At 67.4% G+C, this 18,360-nt stretch carries 20 protein-coding genes; 9 read left to right on the forward strand and 11 right to left on the reverse strand.

Going from position 1 to position 18,360, the window contains the following annotated elements; genetic code table 11:
• Positions 1 to 130: 130 nt before the first annotated feature.
• From ACZ5PP_RS05120 to ACZ5PP_RS05150, 7 genes are all read right to left on the reverse strand, one after another.
• On the reverse strand, positions 131 to 328 hold the full coding sequence (locus ACZ5PP_RS05120) for a YjfB family protein (protein WP_004298647.1): 198 nt from the start codon (positions 326 to 328) through the stop codon (positions 131 to 133).
• A gap of 432 nt (positions 329 to 760) precedes the next feature.
• Complete coding sequence (locus ACZ5PP_RS05125; RefSeq protein WP_004298649.1) at positions 761 to 1,246, reverse strand: YajQ family cyclic di-GMP-binding protein; 486 nt, start codon at positions 1,244 to 1,246, stop codon at positions 761 to 763.
• A 15-nt stretch (positions 1,247 to 1,261) separates the two neighbouring features.
• Complete coding sequence (gene ppnP / locus ACZ5PP_RS05130; RefSeq protein WP_004298651.1) at positions 1,262 to 1,585, reverse strand: pyrimidine/purine nucleoside phosphorylase; 324 nt, start codon at positions 1,583 to 1,585, stop codon at positions 1,262 to 1,264.
• A gap of 14 nt (positions 1,586 to 1,599) precedes the next feature.
• Positions 1,600 to 1,830, reverse strand: coding sequence for a DUF2788 domain-containing protein (locus tag ACZ5PP_RS05135; RefSeq protein WP_004298652.1), 231 nt, complete (start codon positions 1,828 to 1,830; stop codon positions 1,600 to 1,602).
• Between the two features lie 21 nt (positions 1,831 to 1,851).
• A complete protein-coding gene (locus ACZ5PP_RS05140) occupies positions 1,852 to 3,081 on the reverse strand; it encodes an argininosuccinate synthase (protein ID WP_464826828.1) in 1,230 nt (409 codons plus the stop codon).
• Positions 3,082 to 3,148: 67 nt separating this feature from the next.
• On the reverse strand, positions 3,149 to 4,075 hold the full coding sequence (gene argF / locus ACZ5PP_RS05145; protein WP_004298656.1) for an ornithine carbamoyltransferase: 927 nt from the start codon (positions 4,073 to 4,075) through the stop codon (positions 3,149 to 3,151).
• A gap of 9 nt (positions 4,076 to 4,084) precedes the next feature.
• Complete coding sequence (locus ACZ5PP_RS05150) at positions 4,085 to 5,260, reverse strand: acetylornithine/succinylornithine family transaminase (protein ID WP_464826829.1); 1,176 nt, start codon at positions 5,258 to 5,260, stop codon at positions 4,085 to 4,087.
• Positions 5,261 to 5,584: 324 nt separating this feature from the next.
• Here ACZ5PP_RS05150 and ACZ5PP_RS05155 point away from each other — a divergent pair, with 324 nt between their 5' ends.
• The gene (locus ACZ5PP_RS05155) at positions 5,585 to 5,875 is read left to right on the forward strand and encodes a DUF3579 domain-containing protein (protein ID WP_040828285.1); all 291 of its coding nucleotides are present in this window, start codon (positions 5,585 to 5,587) and stop codon (positions 5,873 to 5,875) included.
• Positions 5,876 to 6,040: 165 nt separating this feature from the next.
• Here the strand turns inward: ACZ5PP_RS05155 and rpsT are convergent, their stop codons facing one another.
• Positions 6,041 to 6,307 (reverse strand): 30S ribosomal protein S20, encoded by a 267-nt coding sequence (gene rpsT, locus ACZ5PP_RS05160; RefSeq protein WP_004298664.1) that lies wholly within the window; start codon positions 6,305 to 6,307, stop codon positions 6,041 to 6,043.
• 170 nt (positions 6,308 to 6,477) lie between these two features.
• On the opposite strand from rpsT, the gene murJ reads away from it, so the two are divergent.
• Complete coding sequence (murJ, locus tag ACZ5PP_RS05165; protein WP_464826830.1) at positions 6,478 to 8,016, forward strand: murein biosynthesis integral membrane protein MurJ; 1,539 nt, start codon at positions 6,478 to 6,480, stop codon at positions 8,014 to 8,016.
• A gap of 193 nt (positions 8,017 to 8,209) precedes the next feature.
• On the opposite strand, the gene ACZ5PP_RS05170 is transcribed toward murJ, so the two are convergent.
• On the reverse strand, positions 8,210 to 9,136 hold the full coding sequence (locus ACZ5PP_RS05170; RefSeq protein WP_004298667.1) for a LysR family transcriptional regulator: 927 nt from the start codon (positions 9,134 to 9,136) through the stop codon (positions 8,210 to 8,212).
• A 107-nt stretch (positions 9,137 to 9,243) separates the two neighbouring features.
• On the opposite strand from ACZ5PP_RS05170, the gene ACZ5PP_RS05175 reads away from it, so the two are divergent.
• From ACZ5PP_RS05175 to ACZ5PP_RS05185, 3 genes are all read left to right on the forward strand, one after another.
• Positions 9,244 to 10,020: a ferredoxin--NADP reductase gene (locus tag ACZ5PP_RS05175; RefSeq protein WP_004298669.1), complete on the forward strand. Its 777-nt coding sequence runs from the start codon at positions 9,244 to 9,246 to the stop codon at positions 10,018 to 10,020.
• A gap of 199 nt (positions 10,021 to 10,219) precedes the next feature.
• Positions 10,220 to 12,592, forward strand: coding sequence for an EAL domain-containing protein (locus tag ACZ5PP_RS05180; RefSeq protein WP_464826831.1), 2,373 nt, complete (start codon positions 10,220 to 10,222; stop codon positions 12,590 to 12,592).
• A 105-nt stretch (positions 12,593 to 12,697) separates the two neighbouring features.
• On the forward strand, positions 12,698 to 13,180 hold the full coding sequence (locus ACZ5PP_RS05185; protein WP_004298672.1) for a glutathione peroxidase: 483 nt from the start codon (positions 12,698 to 12,700) through the stop codon (positions 13,178 to 13,180).
• Positions 13,181 to 13,254: 74 nt separating this feature from the next.
• Here the strand turns inward: ACZ5PP_RS05185 and ACZ5PP_RS05190 are convergent, their stop codons facing one another.
• Together ACZ5PP_RS05190 and ACZ5PP_RS05195 are read right to left on the reverse strand one after the other, a co-directional pair.
• A complete protein-coding gene (locus ACZ5PP_RS05190; RefSeq protein ID WP_004298674.1) occupies positions 13,255 to 13,653 on the reverse strand; it encodes a type II toxin-antitoxin system VapC family toxin in 399 nt (132 codons plus the stop codon).
• Positions 13,653 to 13,889 (reverse strand): AbrB/MazE/SpoVT family DNA-binding domain-containing protein, encoded by a 237-nt coding sequence (locus ACZ5PP_RS05195; protein WP_004298675.1) that lies wholly within the window; start codon positions 13,887 to 13,889, stop codon positions 13,653 to 13,655. The genes ACZ5PP_RS05190 and ACZ5PP_RS05195 overlap by 1 nt, the downstream gene beginning before the upstream one ends.
• 151 nt (positions 13,890 to 14,040) lie before the next feature.
• On the opposite strand from ACZ5PP_RS05195, the gene ettA reads away from it, so the two are divergent.
• From ettA to ACZ5PP_RS05215, 4 genes are all read left to right on the forward strand, one after another.
• Positions 14,041 to 15,705 carry an energy-dependent translational throttle protein EttA gene (ettA, locus tag ACZ5PP_RS05200; RefSeq protein ID WP_464826832.1) on the forward strand — a complete coding sequence of 555 codons (1,665 nt, stop codon included), beginning with the start codon at positions 14,041 to 14,043 and terminating at the stop codon, positions 15,703 to 15,705.
• A 163-nt stretch (positions 15,706 to 15,868) separates the two neighbouring features.
• A complete protein-coding gene (locus ACZ5PP_RS05205) occupies positions 15,869 to 16,138 on the forward strand; it encodes a hypothetical protein (RefSeq protein ID WP_004298679.1) in 270 nt (89 codons plus the stop codon).
• 29 nt (positions 16,139 to 16,167) lie between these two features.
• Positions 16,168 to 17,592, forward strand: coding sequence for a Tad domain-containing protein (locus tag ACZ5PP_RS05210; protein WP_004298681.1), 1,425 nt, complete (start codon positions 16,168 to 16,170; stop codon positions 17,590 to 17,592).
• A complete protein-coding gene (locus ACZ5PP_RS05215) occupies positions 17,589 to 18,359 on the forward strand; it encodes a hypothetical protein (RefSeq protein ID WP_004298684.1) in 771 nt (256 codons plus the stop codon). The genes ACZ5PP_RS05210 and ACZ5PP_RS05215 overlap by 4 nt, the downstream gene beginning before the upstream one ends.
• The last annotated feature ends 1 nt before the right edge of the window (position 18,360 follow it).

Raw genomic sequence — 18,360 nt, forward strand, 5'->3', positions numbered from 1 at the left:
GAACCCTGGGTAACTGTAAAAAAAACCGACGCAAAGCGAAATCGAGGCCTCATCGATGCCCCAAAATGGGGTCCAGCCAATGGCTGCGAGACGCATGGGTGGTTTTCGTGGTTCGGGCCCGACGACCTGCTCAAGCCCAGGTGTCGACGATGCCGCCCGCCGTGCTGCCGACCGCCGCAGCGGGGGGCCGGGGAATCGCCTGCAGCAGTTGCATCGCGCTCTCGCCCTGGAGGTCGAGCGCCTTGCGCAGGACTTCGACCGAGGCTTCCTGCTGGACCTGCGCGAGCGCATTGTTCGAGGCCAGCGCGGCGATTGCGGTTGCTTCCATGATTTGTTCTCCTGTCGAGCCGGGGCGAGGGCGGTGATGTCGAAGAGCATATCGGCAGGGAGCGGAGGAGCTTGAGCCGCACCGGCGGCAGCGGGTGACGGACCGCCCGCATCGCGACTTGCGCCGCTCCTGCAGCGCGTGCAGGTGTCGGAAATACGCGAACGCAGCGCGCTCGGCATGCGTGAGGACCGCCCCACCCGCGCGGGAAACAACGGCCGAACCCCAGCCGAACCGCGTCCGAAATCGCGCTGCTTCTCGTGGGAGCGACGCAAGTCGCGATTCCCCGCTGCTTCTCGTGGGAGCGACGCAAGTCGCGATTCCCCGCCCGGAACATCGCCTCGTCGCCGTCAACCCGACTCCCCCACAACCCAACCCCCGAACGCACGACGGGCGCCTCGCGGCGCCCGTCGGATTCCTGCCCCGGCGTTCCGCTCAGTCGCGGAAGTTGCCGTACTGCAGCGGAAAATCGGTGATCTGCTTCTTGACCAGCGCGATCGCCTCCTGCAATACGTCGCGCTTGGCGCCGGAGACGCGCACCGCGTCGCCCTGGATCGCAGCCTGCACCTTCATCTTGCTGTCCTTCAAGAGCTTGACGATCTTCTTGGCCAGTTCCTGCTCCACGCCGACCCGCACCTTGACCTCCTGCTTGACCTTGTTGCCGGAGATCTTCTGCACGTCGCCGTAGTCGAGACATCGGACGTCGACGTTCTTCTTGGTCATCTCGGGCAGCAGGATGGTCTTGATCTGCTCGAGCTGGAAGTCGCTGTCGCCGTAGAGGGTCAGCAGCTTCTCGGCGAGCTCGATCTTGGCGCTCGTGCCCTTGAAGTCGTGACGGCCGTCGACCTTGCGGTTGGCCTGCTCGACCGCGTTGCGCAGCGCGGGCTGGTCGACCTCGGACAGGATGTCGAAAGACGGCATGCTCCCCTCCCCCGCTCAGCCGAAGTGGCAGATGTAGTGGTAGGGCTCGCCCGCCACCTCGATGTCGAAGCTGGAGTCGCCCGGCACGTCGAAGGATTCGCCGGCGCCGTAGGTCTTCCAGTCCGCCTGGCCTTTCAGGCGGACGCGGCAGGAGCCGGCCACGCCCTCCATGATCTCGGGCGCGCCGGTGTTGAAGGTGAGCGAGGCCGGCAGGATGACCCCCACGGATTTCTTCGTGCCGTCCGCGAACTGCACGCTATGGCTGACGCACTTGCCGTCGAAATAGACGTTGGCCTGGGTGGTGACGGCGACGCCGTCGAGCTTGGCGGTAATGCCCATCGCTTGTGTTTTCCTTATTCGATGCCGAGCAGCTTCTGGATGATGCCCTTGGCGATGAAGCCGACGAAGCCCACGCCCAGGCCTAGGAACAGCCACATCATGCCGTAGCGGCCGGCCTTGGATTCCTTGCCCAGGTTCCAGATGATGAAGACCATGAACAGGATCAGGCCGGTCAAGCCGAGTTTGAGGGCGAGGTCCTCGAACTCGACGAAGCTGAGTCCGAGGATGTAGTCGTCGTTGGCCATCGCAAGGGATCCGTTGCGGGTTTAGCCGCGCTTGGCCTTGGCGTTGGCCGCGATGCGCATGCGCAGCGCGTTCAGGCGGATGAAGCCGTGCGCGTCCTTCTGGTTGTAGGCGCCGGCGTCGTCCTCGAAGGTGGCGATCGTCGGGTCGAACAGCGAGTCGGTCTTCGAGTCGCGACCGGTGACGATGACGTTGCCCTTGTAGAGCTTGAGGCGTACCCAGCCGTTGACGGTCTGCTGGGTGTGGTCGATGAGCGCCTGGATCGCGCGGCGCTCGGGGCTCCACCAGTAACCGTTGTAGATCATGCTGGCGTAGCGCGGCATGAGGTCGTCCTTGAGGTGGGCGACTTCGCGGTCGAGCGTGATCGATTCGATGGCGCGGTGGGCGCGCAGCAGGATGGTGCCCCCCGGGGTCTCGTAGCAGCCGCGGCTCTTCATGCCGACGTAGCGGTTCTCCACCAGGTCGAGGCGGCCGATGCCGTGCTTGCCGCCGAGCTCGTTGAGCCTGGCGAGCAGCTCGTGCGCCTTCATGCGCTTGCCGTCGATCGCGACCAGATCGCCCTGTTCGAACTCGAGGTCGATGTACTCGGCGGCGTCGGGCGCGGCCTCCGGCGACATCGTCCAGCGCCACATCGACTCCTCGGCCTCGGCGGCGGGGTTCTCGAGGTGGCGGCCCTCGAAGGAGATGTGCAGCAGGTTGGCGTCCATCGAGTAGGGCGAGCCGCCCTGCTTGTGCTTCATCTCGATGGGGATGCCGTGCTTCTCTGCGTAGGCGAGCAGCTTTTCGCGCGACAGCAGGTCCCACTCGCGCCACGGCGCGATGACCTTCACGCCCGGCATCAGCGCGTAGTAGCCGAGCTCGAAGCGGACCTGGTCGTTGCCCTTGCCGGTGGCGCCGTGCGAGACGGCATCGGCGCCGGTGGCGCGCGCGATCTCGATCTGGCGCTTGGCGATCAGCGGACGCGCGATCGAGGTGCCGAGCAGGTATTCGCCTTCGTAGATGGTGTTGGCGCGGAACATCGGGAAGACGAAGTCGCGCACGAACTCCTCGCGCAGGTCGTCGATGAAGATGTTCTCGGGCTGGATACCGAACTGCAGCGCCTTGGCGCGCGCGGGCTCGAGCTCTTCACCCTGGCCGAGGTCGGCGGTGAAGGTGACCACTTCGCACTGGTAGGTGTCCTGCAGCCACTTCAGGATGACCGAAGTGTCCAGCCCGCCCGAGTAGGCGAGCACTACTTTGTTGACGTCGCTCATGCTGTTTTCCTGTTTCCTGCTGTGTTGCCGGCGCGCACGCCCGTGCGTGCCGTGATTGTTCGTTGGATCAGTTCTCGATGCGGCCGAGGACCAGGTATTCCATCAACGCCTTCTGCGCATGCAGGCGGTTCTCGGCCTCGTCCCACACCACGGACTGCGGGCCGTCGATGACTTCGGCGGTGACTTCCTCGCCGCGGTGCGCGGGCAGGCAGTGCATGAAGACGGCCTCCTTGTGCGCGACCGACATCATCTCGGCATCGACGCACCAGTCGGCGAAGGCCTTCATGCGCTCTTCGTTTTCGGCCTCGAAGCCCATCGAGGTCCACACGTCGGTGGTGACCAGGTCGGCGCCGCGGCAGGCGTCCATCGGGTCGGCGAACTGCTCGAAGTTGGCCGTCCCGTAAAGGCCGGCGCGCTCGGGCTCGACTTCATAGCCCGGCGGGGTCGACACGTGAACGTTGAAGTCCAGCACTTCGGCGGCCTGCAGCCAGGTGTTGCACATGTTGTTGCTGTCGCCGATCCAGGCCACGGTCTTGCCCTGGATCGAGCCGCGGTGCTCGATGAAGGTGAGGATGTCGGCGAGGATCTGGCAGGGGTGGTACTCGTTGGTGAGGCCGTTGATGATCGGCACGCGCGAGTTGGCGGCGAAGCGCTCGACGATGTCCTGCTCGAAGGTACGGATCATCACCAGGTCGCTCATGCGCGAGATCACCTGGCCGGCGTCCTCCACCGGCTCGCCGCGGCCGAGCTGCGAGTCGCGGGTGTTGAGGTAGATCGCCGAGCCGCCGAGCTGGTGCATGCCAGCCTCGAACGAGAGGCGCGTGCGCGTGCTCGCCTTCTCGAAGATCATCACCAGCGTGCGGTCGAAGAGCGGGTGGTAGGGCTCGTAGCGCTTGAACTTGTCCTTGATCCACTTCGCGCGCGCGAACACGTATTCGTATTCCTCGCGGGTGAAATCCTTGAACTGGAGGTAGTGCTTGATGGGAGAGCTCATACGCAGTCCTCAGCCGTTCGCGAGGAAGTCGCGAATCATCGGCGCCAGCATGGACACCAGGGTCTGCGCGTCGGCGGTGGTGAAGGTGAGCGCCGGCAGCAAGCGCACCACGCGCTCGGAGGTCACCGACAGCAGCAGGCCGTTCTCGGCGGCGCGCGCCATCAGCACGCCGCAGGGGCGGTCGAGTTCGATGCCGATCATGAGGCCGCGACCGCGGATGTCGACCACGCCCGCCTCGCCGGCGAGCGCCTCGGCCATGCCCTTGCGGATCGCCGCGCCGACGGCGACGGCGTTGTCCATGAGCTCGTCCTCGACGATGGCGTCGAAGGTGGCCAGGCCCGCCGCGCAGGCGAGCGGGTTGCCGCCGAAGGTGGAGCCATGGTTGCCCGGCCCGAACAGGCCCTTGGCCAGGCCGCTGGTCACGCAGGCGCCGATCGGCACGCCCGAGGCCAGGCCCTTGGCCAGCGTCATCACGTCGGGCCTCGTGCCCGCATGCTGCCAGCCGAACCACTTGCCGGTGCGGCCCATGCCGCACTGAACCTCGTCGCAGATCATCAGCCAGCCCCTGTCGTCGCACAGGGCGCGCAGATCACGCTGAAAGGCCTCGTCGGCGACGTTGACCCCGCCCTCGCCCTGGATCATCTCGAGCATCACCGCGACCACGGTGTGGTTGTGCTCGGCGATCCTGCGGATGGCCTCGATGTCCTTGTAGGGCACGCGGATGAAGCCCTGCACCAGCGGCTCGAAACCGGCCTGGGCCTTGCGGTTTCCGGTGGCCGACAACGTGGCCATGGTGCGACCGTGGAAGGCGTTCTCCATGACGATGATGTGCGGCAGCTCGATGCCCTTGTTGTGGCCGTACATGCGCGCGAGCTTGATCGCCGCCTCGTTGGCCTCGCAGCCGGAGTTGCAGAAGAACACCTCGTCCATGCCCGCGGCTTCGGAGATGCGGTCGGAGAGCTGCTCCTGCAGCGGGATGCGATACAGGTTGGAGGTGTGCAGGACGCGCTCGGCCTGGTCGGCGATGGCCTTGACCAGGCGGGGGTGCTTGTACCCGAGCGTGTTGACCGCGATGCCGGAGAGGGCATCGAGATATCGCTTGCCTGTCTCGTCGTACAGCCACACGCCCTCGCCGTGCGTGAAGGCCACGGGCAGGCGGGCGTAGGTATTCATGACATGGGACATGGGGGTACCTCGATCGGTGCGAAGCCGGAAAACGCACACGGCGGCAGACGCCGCCGTGCAGGAAATGTGCCGATGTTAAGCCAAAACGGCCGACCCTGTACATAAGCGGGCCGCGCTCCGCGGGACGCCGGACGCCATCCGCGAGCCTCGTCAGCACGACCGGAGCCCCGGCGCCGACAGGTCGCACGAAGCCCTTCGGCAGGATCGCCCGACGCCCGCGCGGCGGAATGGCCGCGGGGGATTTCTGCTAGAATGCCGCCCGTCCTGATTCCGGCGACAAAGAACCGGAACATGCGCATCCCCGAAGCCGCCAAGGCATCACACATGAATCAGAAGATCGAGAACTTCATCATCGTCGGGGTCACGAGGGAGGGGAAGAAATTCCGTCCGAGCGACTGGTCCGATCGCCTGTGCGGCGTGATGTCCGCCTTCGGCGCCGACCATCGGATGACGTATTCGCCCTACGTGCGCCCAGGGTGCACGCTGAAGGGCGACAAGACCGTCCTCGTCGACGCCCGCCTCTACGACGTCGAACCGCTGGCCTACAAGTTCATGGTGAACTTCGCCAACGACAACAACCTCCAGATCGAGTGGATGGGCGACGCGCCGTTCTGAGACGGCGCACTCGTCCCCTCCGCTCCGGAACCGCAAGAGCGACGCAAGTCCCGATCCCGGGACCGGGAGTCCGCGCCGAGGACTTCCCGGCATACGCCCAACAAAAAAGCGACCCTCGGGTCGCTTTCTCGATCTCGGCGCCGAGGCGCCGGCATGCGGCAAGGATCAGGCAGCCATCGCCTTGACGGCGGCCGACAGGCGGCTCTTGTGGCGAGCAGCCTTGTTCTTGTGGATGATCTTCTTGTCGGCGATGCTGTCGATGGTGCTCATCGAGGTGCGAAAGACCGACTGAGCCGCCGCCTTGTCGCCACCCACGATGGCCTTGCGCACGGCCTTGATCGCGGTACGCAGGCGGGAACGAAGGCTGGCGTTGTGGGCGCGGGCCTTGGTCGCCTGACGGGCGCGCTTGCGAGCTTGTGCCGAGTTGGCCATAGATTTGAAGTCCGTATTGGTGGTTCTGGAAAAGTCCGCGATTATAGGGACCGGCTCCGGTGAATGCAAGCGTCTTTTCCCGCACTCCCGCTTATCGAGACACCGGCGGGCGGCTATGATGCGCCCTCCGCATCTTCCGCGCGCCGCCGGCCGGCGCGCGCCTCGACCGAATGAACCTCCTGCGCGCGCTCGCCACCGTCAGCGGCATGACCTTGTTGTCCCGCATCCTGGGCTTCGTCCGCGACCTCGTGATCGCGCGCGCCTTCGGCGCCGGCATGGCGACCGACGCCTTCTTCGTCGCCTTCCGCCTGCCCAACCTGCTGCGCCGCATGTTCGCCGAGGGCGCGTTCTCGCAGGCCTTCGTACCCATCCTCGCCGAGTACAAGAACCGCCAGGGCGAGGCCGCCACCCACACTCTGGTGGGCCGGGTCGCCACCCTGCTCGGGCTGGTGGTGGCGGTGGTCGCGGCGCTCGGCGCGCTCGCCGCACCGCTGATCATCTACGTGTCGGCCCCGGGCTTCTCCGGCGACGCGGGCAAGTTCGCGCTCACCGTCGAGCTCACCCGCATCACCTTCCCCTACATCTTCTTCATGTCGCTGGTGGCGCTCGCGGGTGGCGTGCTCAACACCTGGAGCCGGTTCGCGATCCCGGCCTTCACGCCGGTGCTGCTCAACCTCGCCTTCATCGGCATGGCGCTGTTCGCGGTGCCGTACTTCGACCCCCCGGTGCTGGCGCTGGCGTGGGCGGTGTTCCTCGGCGGCCTGCTGCAGCTCGCGCTGCAGGTGCGGCCGCTGATGAAGATCGGCATGATGCCGCGCTTCGACCTCGACCTCTCCGACCCCGGCGTGCGCCGCGTCATGACGCTGATGGCGCCGGCGATCCTGGGCGTGTCGGTGAGCCAGATCTCGCTGCTGATCAATACCATCTTCGCCTCCTTCCTGGAGAGCGGCAGCGTGTCCTGGCTGTATTACGCGGACCGCCTGATGGAATTTCCCGCCGGCCTGCTCGGCGTGGCGCTCGGCACCATCCTGCTCCCCAGCCTCTCCAAGCTGCACGCCGACGACAAGGCGGAGGAGTTCTCCTCGCTGCTCGACTGGGGCCTGCGCCTGACCCTGATGCTGACCCTGCCCGCCGCGCTCGGCCTGGCGCTGCTGGCGGTGCCGCTGGTGGCGACGCTGTTCAACTACGGCGCCTTCACCCCCGCCGACGTGATGCAGACGCGCAGCGCGCTGGTCGCCTACAGCGTGGGCCTGACCGGGCTGATCCTGGTGAAGGTGCTCGCACCGGGCTTCTACGCCCGCCAGGACATCCGCACACCGGTGAAGATCGCCATCCTGACCCTGGCCGCGACGCAGCTGATGAACCTCGCCTTCGTAATCCCGCTGCGCCACGCCGGCCTGGCGCTGTCGATCGGCCTGGCTTCCTGCCTCAACGCCGCCCTGCTCTACCGTGGTCTGCGCAAGCGCGAGGTGTACATTCCGCAGCCGGGCTGGGGGGCGTTCGCGCTCAAGCTGCTGGCGGCACTGGGCGTCATGGGTGCCGCGCTCTGGTTCGCGAGCGGGCCGGCAAGCCTGTGGACCGGGATCGGCGGTCTCGAGCGCGGCCTGCGCCTGGCCCTGATCGTGCTCGGCGGCGCGGTGGCCTACTTCGCCACCCTGTTCGCACTCGGCTTCCGCCTGCGCGACTTCCGCCGCCGCGGCGCGGCCTGAGGCGCTGATATCGCGACTGGCGTCGCTCCTACAGAACGGGCTGCGGAAGCGCTGCGCACATTGTGGGAGCGACGCCAGTCGCGATATCAGCGCTGCGGATTGTGGGAGCGACGCAAGTCGCGATGACCGCGTCGCACATTGTGGGAGCGACGCAAGTCGCGATCGCAGCGCCGAACGAAACACCGCGACGAATTCAAGCCACCGGCGGCAGCGGGATCTCGTCGCTGCGGCGGGCGCCGGCGGTGAAGGCACGGCAATCCTCGACGAAGCGGCGCAGCGCGGCACCGTGATATTTTCCGCGATGCCAGACGAAGCTGAAGCGCCGGCGCAGGTCGAGCTCGGGCACCTCCACCGCCACCAGGCTGCCGCGCCGGAACGCATCGCGCAGCGCCAGCCGCGACAGGCAACCCAAGCCCAGGCCGCTCTCCACCGCGCGCTTGATGGCCTCGGTATGCTCGAGCTCCAGTCGCGGCACGACCCCGCCCGGGTGATGCCGCAACGCGCGATCGAAGGTCTCGCGCGTGCCCGAACCACGCTCGCGCAGGATCCACGGCTGGCCGGCGAGCTCGGCCACGCTCGCGCGACCGCGTGCGGCGAGCGCATGCCCCGGCGCGCAGAACACCACGAGCTCGTCCTCGACCCAGGGCTCGACGTGCAGCTCGGCATCCACCACCTGGCCCTCGACCAGACCCAGGTCGATCTCGTGGTGCAGCAGGCGCTCGGCGATGGTCGCGGTGTTGCGCACCTGCAGATGCACCCGGCTCTCGGGGTGGGCCTGGAGGAAATCCGACACGATCAGCGGCAGCAGGTAGTTGCCGATGGTCAGCGTCGCGCCCACGCGCAGCGGGCCGAGGCCCTGCTCGCCGCGCATGCGGCCCTCGAACTCGGCGGCACGGTCGAGCAGCTCCACCGCGTGCGGCAGCAGCAGACTGCCCTGCTCGTTCAGGCGCAGGCGCTTGCCGTGGCGGTCGAAGAGCGGCTGCGCGCACTGACTCTCCAGCTCGGCGAGCGCCGCACTCGCCGCCGACTGCGACAACGCGAGGCCCTCGGCAGCGCGCGAGACGTGCTCGGCGCGCGCCACTGCGACGAAGACCTGGATCTGGCGGAGGGTGAACTTCATATCGATAAAGTCGATGAAGGATATGAATATTATCCGCCATACAGGTAAGGAGAAGTGCCTAGAATCCGCTCACTCCTCCATCCCGCAGCCTGCAGAGACCCGAAACCATGAGCAGCCTCGCCACCGAACGCGTCCTCAGCGTCCATCACTGGAACGAATCCCTCTTCAGTTTCCGCACCACCCGCGACCCCGGGCTGCGCTTCGAGAACGGCCAGTTCGTGATGATCGGCCTGGACGTCGGCGGCAAGCCGCTGACGCGCGCCTACAGCATCGCCAGCCCCAACTACGAGGAGCACCTCGAGTTCTTCAGCATCAAGGTACCGGACGGCCCGCTGACCTCGCGCCTGCAACACCTGCGCCCGGGCGACCCGATCGTGGTGAGCAAGAAGCCCACCGGCACCCTGGTGCTGCACGACCTCAACCCGGGCAAACACCTCTACCTGCTCGCCACCGGCACCGGCCTGGCGCCCTTCCTGAGCGTGGTCCAGGACCCGGAGACCTACGAGCGCTTCGAGAAGGTCGTGCTGGTGCATGGTGTGCGTTTCGTCTCCGAACTCGCCTACACCGACTTCATCACCCGCGAGCTGCCGCAGCATGAATACTTCGGCGAGCAGGTGCGCGAGCAGCTGATCTACTATCCGACGGTGACGCGCGAGCCCTTCCGCAACACCGGACGCATCACTCATGTGATCGACTCCGGTCGGCTCTTCGCCGACATTGGCCTGCCGGAGCTCGATCCCGGGCACGACCGCGTAATGATCTGCGGCAGCCAGGCGATGAACAAGGACTGCTGCGACCTGCTCGACGCGCGCGGCTTCAAGATGTCGCCGCGCATCGGCGTGGCGGGCGACTACGTGATCGAGCGCGCGTTCGTGGAGAAGTGAAGCTGTCGTGGAAGGAGCCATCCCGGCATAGTGGATCGGCATGCCCGACCCGCATGTCCTATCATCCAACTTTTGATCCAGATCAATTCCAGGGCAAGACGCGCAGATAGGATCCGCCCGTGCCCGCCTTGCCCACCTCCCTTCTCCCCGGCTCAACCTTGCCCCCCGCTCCCCGGCCCCTCGCTCCGGAGCGGAGGAAGTGACCCGCGCCGCCTTCGCGCTGCTGCTGCACACCTCGAGCAGCATCCGCCTGCTCGTGCTCGCGCTGATCGGCCTCGCCGGGCTGGGGTGGTTCGTGGTCGAGGCCGGCACCAGCTCGGCACGCGAGCACCTGCGCTACGCCCGCGACCTGCGCGAGATCCGCCAGGTCGATGCCGAGCTCGGCGCCGCCGCGCTCGCCCGCCGGCTCGGGCTCGCCGAGGACTGGCACGGGGCCGACGCCCACCTGGCGCGGATGGGTGAACTCCTCGAAGACCTCGGCCGCGTTCCCGACTTCCTCACCGGCAGCGAGATGGCGGCCGTGCGCCGCCAGCTCGATCACTACACCGCCCTGCAGACCGACAAGCGCACCGTGATCAGCGCGCTGCGCGTGCTCCTCGACGCGCCGCCGCAGAACGGCGGCGCGGCCGAAGCCGAGGCCGACCGCCTCCTGCGCCAGCTCCTCGCGCTGCAGACCGCACGCGAGGGCGAGCGCCTGGTGGAGAGCTACACCGACGGCTACGTCGCCTCGCAAACCCGCATGAACCGCCACCGCGTGCTGCTGGTGCTCGCCGCGCTCGCGCTCGGCGCCTACCTGCTGCTCACCGCGCTGCGACTGCGCGCGGTCTCGCTCACTGTCAGCAAGGCGCATGCCGACCTGCAGGAACACGCCGCTGCGCTCGGCCGTGCCGAAGCCGAGCTGCGCCTGTACGCCACGGTGTTCACCAACGCCAGCGAGGGCATGCTGATCACCGATGCGCACAGCCGCATCATCGCCGCCAACCCGGCCTTCTCCCGCATCACCGGCTACAGCCCGGCGGAGGTCGCGGGGCGCTCGCCGGCGCTGCTGAACTCCGGGCGGCAGGACGCCGGCTTCTACCGGCGCATGTGGTCCACGCTCGCCAGCCGCGGCAAGTGGCAGGGCGAACTGTGGAACCGCCGCCGCGACGGCTCGATCTATCCCGAGTGGCTGTCGATCACCGCGGTGCCGGGCGAGGGCGAGGGGGCGGACGGACAGCCGTGCAACTACATCGGCATCTTCTCCGACATCACCGAACGCAAGGAGGCCGAAGCGCGCATCCTGCACCTCGCCCACCACGACCCGCTCACCAACCTGCCCAACCGCGCGCTGCTCAACGACCGCCTGAGCCAGAGCCTGCTGCAGGCACGGCGCGACGGCCGCGGCGCCGCGGTGCTGCTGCTCGACCTCGACCGCTTCAAGACGATCAACGACACCCTCGGCCACGAACGCGGGGACAGTCTGCTGCTGGAGATCTGCGCACGCTGCCGGCGCGTGCTGCGCGACACCGACACGCTTGCCCGCCTGAGCGGGGACGAGTTCGTCATCGTGCTGCCCGACGCCACCACCGCCGACGTCAGCGCAGACACCGCGCGCAGGATCCTCGACGCCATCGCCCTGCCCTGCCGGCTGGGCGAGCACGAGATCAGCATCACGGCGAGCATCGGCATCGCCCTCTTCCCGCGCGACGGCGGCGACGAATCGACCCTGTTGCGCAACGCCGACGCCGCCATGCATCGCGCCAAGGAGGCCGGACGCAACGGTTTCGAGTTCTACACCGAGGACATGAACACCAGTTCGCTCGGCCGCCTGTTGCTCGAACACCAGCTGCGCGGCGCCGCCGAGCGCGGCGAGCTGCTGCTGCACTACCAGCCCAAGGTGAGCGCCGCCGACGGCCGCCTCGGCGGCTTCGAGGCGCTGCTGCGCTGGCAGCATCCCGAACTCGGCATGGTCGCGCCCGGCCAGTTCATCCCGCTCGCCGAAGAATCGGGCCTGATCGTGCCGATCGGCCAGTGGGTGCTCGAGGAAGCCTGCCGCCAACAGCGCGCCTGGCTGGACGCCGGTTTCGACGTGCCGCCGCTCGCGGTGAACCTCTCGGCGCACCAGCTCGCCCAACCCGACATCGTCGCAACCGTGGCGGCGGCCATCGAGTGCCACCGCCTCGCGCCCGGCCTGATCGAGCTCGAGCTCACCGAGACCATGCTGATGCGCGACGTCGATCGCACCATCCGCACCCTCGTGCGCCTGCGCGAGATGGGCGTGCGCCTGGCGATCGACGACTTCGGCACCGGCTACTCCTCGCTCAACTACCTGCGCCAGTTCCCGGTCAATGCGCTGAAGATCGACCGCAGCTTCGTCAGCGACATCGGCAGCGACGGCGCCGAGGGCAAGATCGCCGCAGCCATCGTCGGCATGGCCCACAGCCTGGGGCTGGACGCGGTCGCCGAAGGCGTGGAGAGCGAGGCCCAACGCGCCTTCCTGCAGATGCACGGCTGCCATCAGTTGCAGGGCTTCCTGATCGCCCGCCCGGCGCCTGCGCGCGAAATCGAGCGCTTCCTGAGCCGGCGCGCCTGAATCGCGCGGCTCGGCGGAAACTTGCGCCGGCCCGCCCGCCTCCAAGCCTGCGAAGTCCGCCATGCGGCGGGCCCGCATCCCACCCGCGCACGGAGACCCTCCCCCATGAGCTCGCCCCTGTACGACCTCGAAGTCGACCGCCTCGCCGGCGGCACCACCACGCTCGGCGAATACGCCGGCAAGCTGCTGCTGATCGTCAACACCGCAAGCCAGTGCGGGCTCACCCCGCATTACGCCGGCCTGGAAAAGCTCTATCAGACCTACAAGGACCGCGGCCTGGTGGTGCTCGGCTTTCCGTGCAACCAGTTCGGAGCGCAGGAGCCGGGTAGCGCGGAGGAGATCGGCGCCTTCTGCACCAGGAACTACGGCGTTAGCTTTCCGATGTTCGCCAAGATCGAGGTCAACGGCGACGGCGCACATCCGCTGTACAAGTATCTGAAACAGCACGCGAAAGGCATCCTCGGCACCGAGGCGATCAAGTGGAACTTCACCAAGTTCCTGGTGAGCCGCGACAGCGAGCGCATCGAGCGCTACGCGCCGACCACCACGCCGGAGGAACTGGTGAAGGAGATCGAGGGGATGCTCTAGGCAAGGGAGACGCATGCGCTGGGCCGGATTCGTGCGCCCCAAGGCGGGGGGCGGACGTGGTCCCGCGACAGGATTCAGGGCGTCACAAGCTCGACCGAGGGAAAGTACTGTCGGTACTTGCGCGGATCTCGCGTAAGGATGTTCCAGCCTTCGACCGCGGCATGCGCGCCGATGAAGAAGTCGGCCAGCACGTTGCGCCGCTGGCCGCCGTTTCGACGATAGGCGACGAAGGCCTTGCCCGCGAGAAAGAGCGCCGGCCTGGGGATCTCGACGACTTCAACGCCGAAATCGGTGACCGCCTCATCCAGCGCCTCGACGGTCGAGAAGGTCAAGGAAAGTTCGGCGTAGATGATGGGATTGATCGCAAGTCGATGCACTTGCGACTGCCGACGCAGCATGTCGATCGACCAATCCGCCCAGCGCGGATCGTCTTCCAGCACATCGATCAGCGCATTGGTGTCGACCAGCAGCATCAGTTGTCGCCACGCAGCAAGGCCATCAGGTCATCCGTCCGCCACTTGACGTCGGCCTTGCCGCGCAAGCGCTCGAAGCGATCATCCTCGTCTCGTAGTTCACTGGGGCGCGTCAGGACGACCTCACCCTCGCGATTGATGCGGAACTCGATCGCGCATCCGGGCTCGAGATGCAGCGCGTCGCGGATGTGCTTGGGGATCGTCACCTGCCCCTTGCTCGTCAGTGTGGTGTGCATCTCGATTCTCTCCTTCCTGTATTTCTTACACGTCTTCGCAGCGTAATACCCCAATCGGCTAGCTGCAAGCTCCATGCGTGCCTGCCGCTGCCCACTCGGGTAGACTTCCGCTTTTTCCGCCCCACCGAACACCGCCAACGAGGTACCCGCAGTGGCCCAATACGTCATGTCGATGCTGCGCGTGAGCAAGATCGTTCCGCCCAAGCGCCAGATCATCAAGGACATCTCCCTCTCCTTCTTCCCCGGCGCCAAGATCGGCCTGCTCGGCCTCAATGGCTCGGGCAAGTCCACCGTGCTGCGCATCATGGCCGGCGTGGACAAGGAATACGACGGCGAGGTGCAGTGGCTCGCCGGCCAGCGCATCGGCTATCTGCCGCAGGAGCCCGAGCTCGACCCCGCCAAGACGGTGAAGGAAGAGGTCGAGGCTGCGCTCGGCGAGATCATGGAGGCGCGCCAGAAGCTGGAAGAGGTCTACGCCGCCTACGCCGAGCCCGACGCCGACTTCGACAAGCTCGCCGAGGAACAGGCGAAGTACGAGAACATCCTGTCGACTGCCGGCAGCGACGTCGAGACCCAGATGGAGATCGCCGCCGACGCGCTGCGCCTGCCGCCCTGGGACGCCGTGATCGGCAAGCTCTCCGGCGGCGAGAAGCGCCGCGTCGCGCTGTGCAAGCTGCTGCTGTCCAAGCCCGACATGCTGCTGCTCGACGAACCCACCAACCACCTCGACGCCGAATCGGTCGAGTGGCTGGAGCAGTTCCTCACCCGCTTCCCCGGCACCGTGGTGGCCGTCACCCACGACCGCTACTTCCTCGACAACGCCGCCGAATGGATCCTCGAGCTCGACCGCGGCCACGGCATCCCCTGGAAGGGCAACTACTCGTCCTGGCTGGAGCAGAAGGGCGACCGCCTCGCGCAGGAGGCCAAGCAGGAGGCCGCCCACCAGAAGGCGATGAAGACCGAACTGGAGTGGGCGCGCTCCAACCCCAAGGCGCGCCAAGCCAAGTCGAAGGCCCGCCTGGCCCGCTACGAGGAGATGGCGAGCGTCGAATACCAGCGCCGCAACGAGACCCAGGAGATCTTCATCCCGCCCGGCGAGCGCCTCGGCGACAAGGTCATCGAGTTCCACGGCGTCAGCAAGGCCTTCGGCGACAAGCTGCTGATGGACAACGTCAGCTTCGCCATCCCGCCCGCCGCCATCGTCGGCATCATCGGCCCCAACGGCGCCGGCAAATCGACGCTGTTCAAGATGATCGAGGGCCGCGACAAGCCCGACTCCGGCACGGTCGAGATCGGCGCCACGGTCAAGATCGCCGCGGTCGACCAGACCCGCGAGGGCCTGGCCAACGACAAGACGGTGTTCGACGCCATTTCCGATGGCGCCGACGTGCTCACGGTCGGCCGCTTCGAGATGCCCAGCCGCGCCTACATCGGCCGCTTCAACTTCAAGGGCGGCGACCAGCAGAAGATCGTCGGCAACCTGTCGGGCGGCGAGCGCGGGCGGCTGCACCTCGCCAAGACCCTGATCCAGGGCGGCAACGTGCTGCTGCTCGACGAGCCGTCCAACGACCTCGACGTCGAGACCCTGCGCGCGCTCGAAGACGCATTGCTGGAGTTCGCCGGCTGCGCGCTGGTGATCTCGCACGACCGCTGGTTCCTCGACCGCATCTGCACCCACATCCTGGCGGCCGAGGGCGACTCGCAGTGGTTCTTCTTCGAGGGCAACTACCAGGAATACGAAGAGGACAAGAAGAAGCGCCTGGGCGAGGAAGGCGCCAAGCCCAAGCGCATCCGCTACAAGCCGATCGCGCGCTGACACATCCACCGGACGCGCTGTCCCCGGAGGCCCGCTGCATGCCCTGCAGCGGGCTTTTGCGTTTACGCCTCCCGAGGACCTCGAACAGAGAATCTTATTTGCATATTGACGACACCATTCCCGTTTGTCATTATCCGCTCATCATCAACCCGGAGGATCGATCATGGCGGCAGGCAGAAGGATCCAGTGGCAGCGCGGTCAGGGCATGACCGAGTACATCATCATCGTGGCCCTGATCGCGGTCGCCGCGATCGCCGTGTATCAGTACTTCGGCCAGACGGTGCGCAACCAGACCGCGGCGATCGCCACGGAGATCGCCGGCAAGGACGGCGGCACCGCCAAGAGCGCCGCACAAACCGCGGCCGGCAAGGCTGCGACGGAGGCCAACACCGCCCGCACGCTCGACACCTACACCGGCAACGCGGGCCGCTGAGCCTGTCCGAACCGCCCGCACCGGTTGCCATGGCCGCCACCCCGCGTCCCGGCGTCGCGCAGCGCCCGCAACGAGCCGACCGCCAGCACGGCCAGGCACTCGTCCTCGGTCTCTTCCTCGTCTTTGCCACCCTCGCGGTCCTGCTGCTGATGTTCAACACCGGCAGGGTGGTCGACGAAAAGATGCGCCTCACCAACGCCGCCGACGCCACCGCCTGGAGCGTGGCCACACTCGAGGCGCGCGCGCTCAACTACGACGCCTACACCAATCGAGCGATCGTCGCCAACGAGGTCGCGATCGCGCAGGCGATCAGCCTGATCTCGTGGATGCACTACTTCGAGACGGCGGTCGAAAACGCTCCGAACCTGAACCAGGTCGCCGCGAGCTGGCTGTACAAGCCCGGCGAGTATCCGCGCCTCCTTCAATTGCTCGCCGGGGTCAATGGCACGTCCTATCTGGATGTCGGGAGCGGCGGTTCGCTGCGGGCGATCGTGGAGGGCCTGGATATCGGGCTGGGTACCATCGCCACCGCCCACGACGCGGTCGCGAACGCACTCTCGCTCTCGCAGCGCGTCATGCACGCGAGCCTGGACACGGGCATCGCCCAGGCCGGTTTCGCGAACGACTTCGTGCGTCGGATCGATCCCGAAATGCGAGCGTCGATCAACCCGATCAGCCACGGGTTCCGCAATCTCACCCGCACGATGGCGAAGGACTCCGCGCAAGGCGATGCGCGCCAACGGATCGCCGACGTGACGCTACGCTCGCGCGACGCATTCACCCGCGAGCGCGTCTGGTCGATCCGCGGCTTGAACCTCCCGCCATTGCAACGCAAGGTCGAACTCAAGCGACGCGGCGGCACCGAGCTGATCGGTTACGACGAATGGCGCGCGCTCGACACGCTCGAACACCAGGGCCAGCGGATGAAACGCTGGCGCTGGCGCTGGCGTCGCACGCCGCTCGCCTGGGGCGGTGCCGGCTTTACGGGCGATGAGGGTGCCGATGCCCGGCGTGGCGATCACGGCGACACCTACACGAGCAATCCGATCACGACGCTGAACCGGGCCGAGCCCGCGATCGTCGATGCGGGGGCCGCGCACTTCGGCGGGCTGCCGGAGACACGCGAGCTGCGCGACCTTTCGCCCGCCGCAGAGCACCGCTCCGGCGTGACCGTCCACGTTGCCAAGGCACGGGAAAGACTGCGCGGTTCGGGGGGCATCGGCAGCGTGCAACCGCAGGGAAACCTGCGTGCATTCGAAGCGACCGCGCCGGGCGGCCACCTCGCCGCGATGGCGCGCGCCGAGGTGTTCTTCGAGCGTCCCGCCGCGCGCAGCGACAACAAGACCGAGCGGGCAAGTCTGTACAGCCCCTACTGGCAGGCCAGGCTCGCCGCCGTCACCCCGACGGACCGCGCCTGGGCCGCCGGACGGCAGGACGGGATGGCGCTGCCATGAAGCCCTGCCACCCCCTCCTCCCGGCTGCGCGCGCAGCGCAAGGCGGCCAGTCGACAACCGAGTTCCTCGTGCTCGCGCTGGTCCTGGTCCCGCTCTTCCTGAGCCTGCCGCTGCTCGGCAAGTACCTCGACCTCGCCCATGCGACCGAGCAGGCGGCACGTTACGTGGCCTTCGAGACCTCGATCGTGGGCCCTGCCCGGCAGCCCCCCACGGCCGCAGCCCTGGCCGCGCAGGTCCGCGAGCGCATCTTCTCCACAAGCGGAGCGCCGATCCTCAGCGGTGCCGGCAACGCGTCCGCGACGGAGCATCCGGCCAACCCCTTGTGGATCGATCATCGCGGGGAACACCTGCTCGCCGACCCGGCCAGCCGGATCGGGGTCGATCTCGCGGCGCACGCCAACGCGGCACCGGCCTCCGCGCTGCTCGCCGGCCCGCACGGCCTCGACCTGCCGGCCGGCTCCGAACACACCGGGACGATCCACGTGTCGCCGCGCGACGTTGCCGGCCTGCCCCCCTTCGACACCCTCGGACTGTCGATCCGCCGCCACCAGGTCCTGCTCGGTCACAACTGGTCGGCGGCCGGATCGACCGACTACGCCCGCCGCATCGAAGACGCCGGCCCGCTCGCCTACCCGATCCGGCCGCTGGCGCTGATCGGGAATACGGTCGGGCGCCTCCTGCCGCCGCTGGTGCTCGACAAGGCGATCGAGGTCGGGCGCGTGCACGCCGAGATCCTGCCTTGCGACCGTCTCGAACAAGGGTGCTGAC

Source organism: Thauera sp. DNT-1 (genome assembly GCF_055393985.1).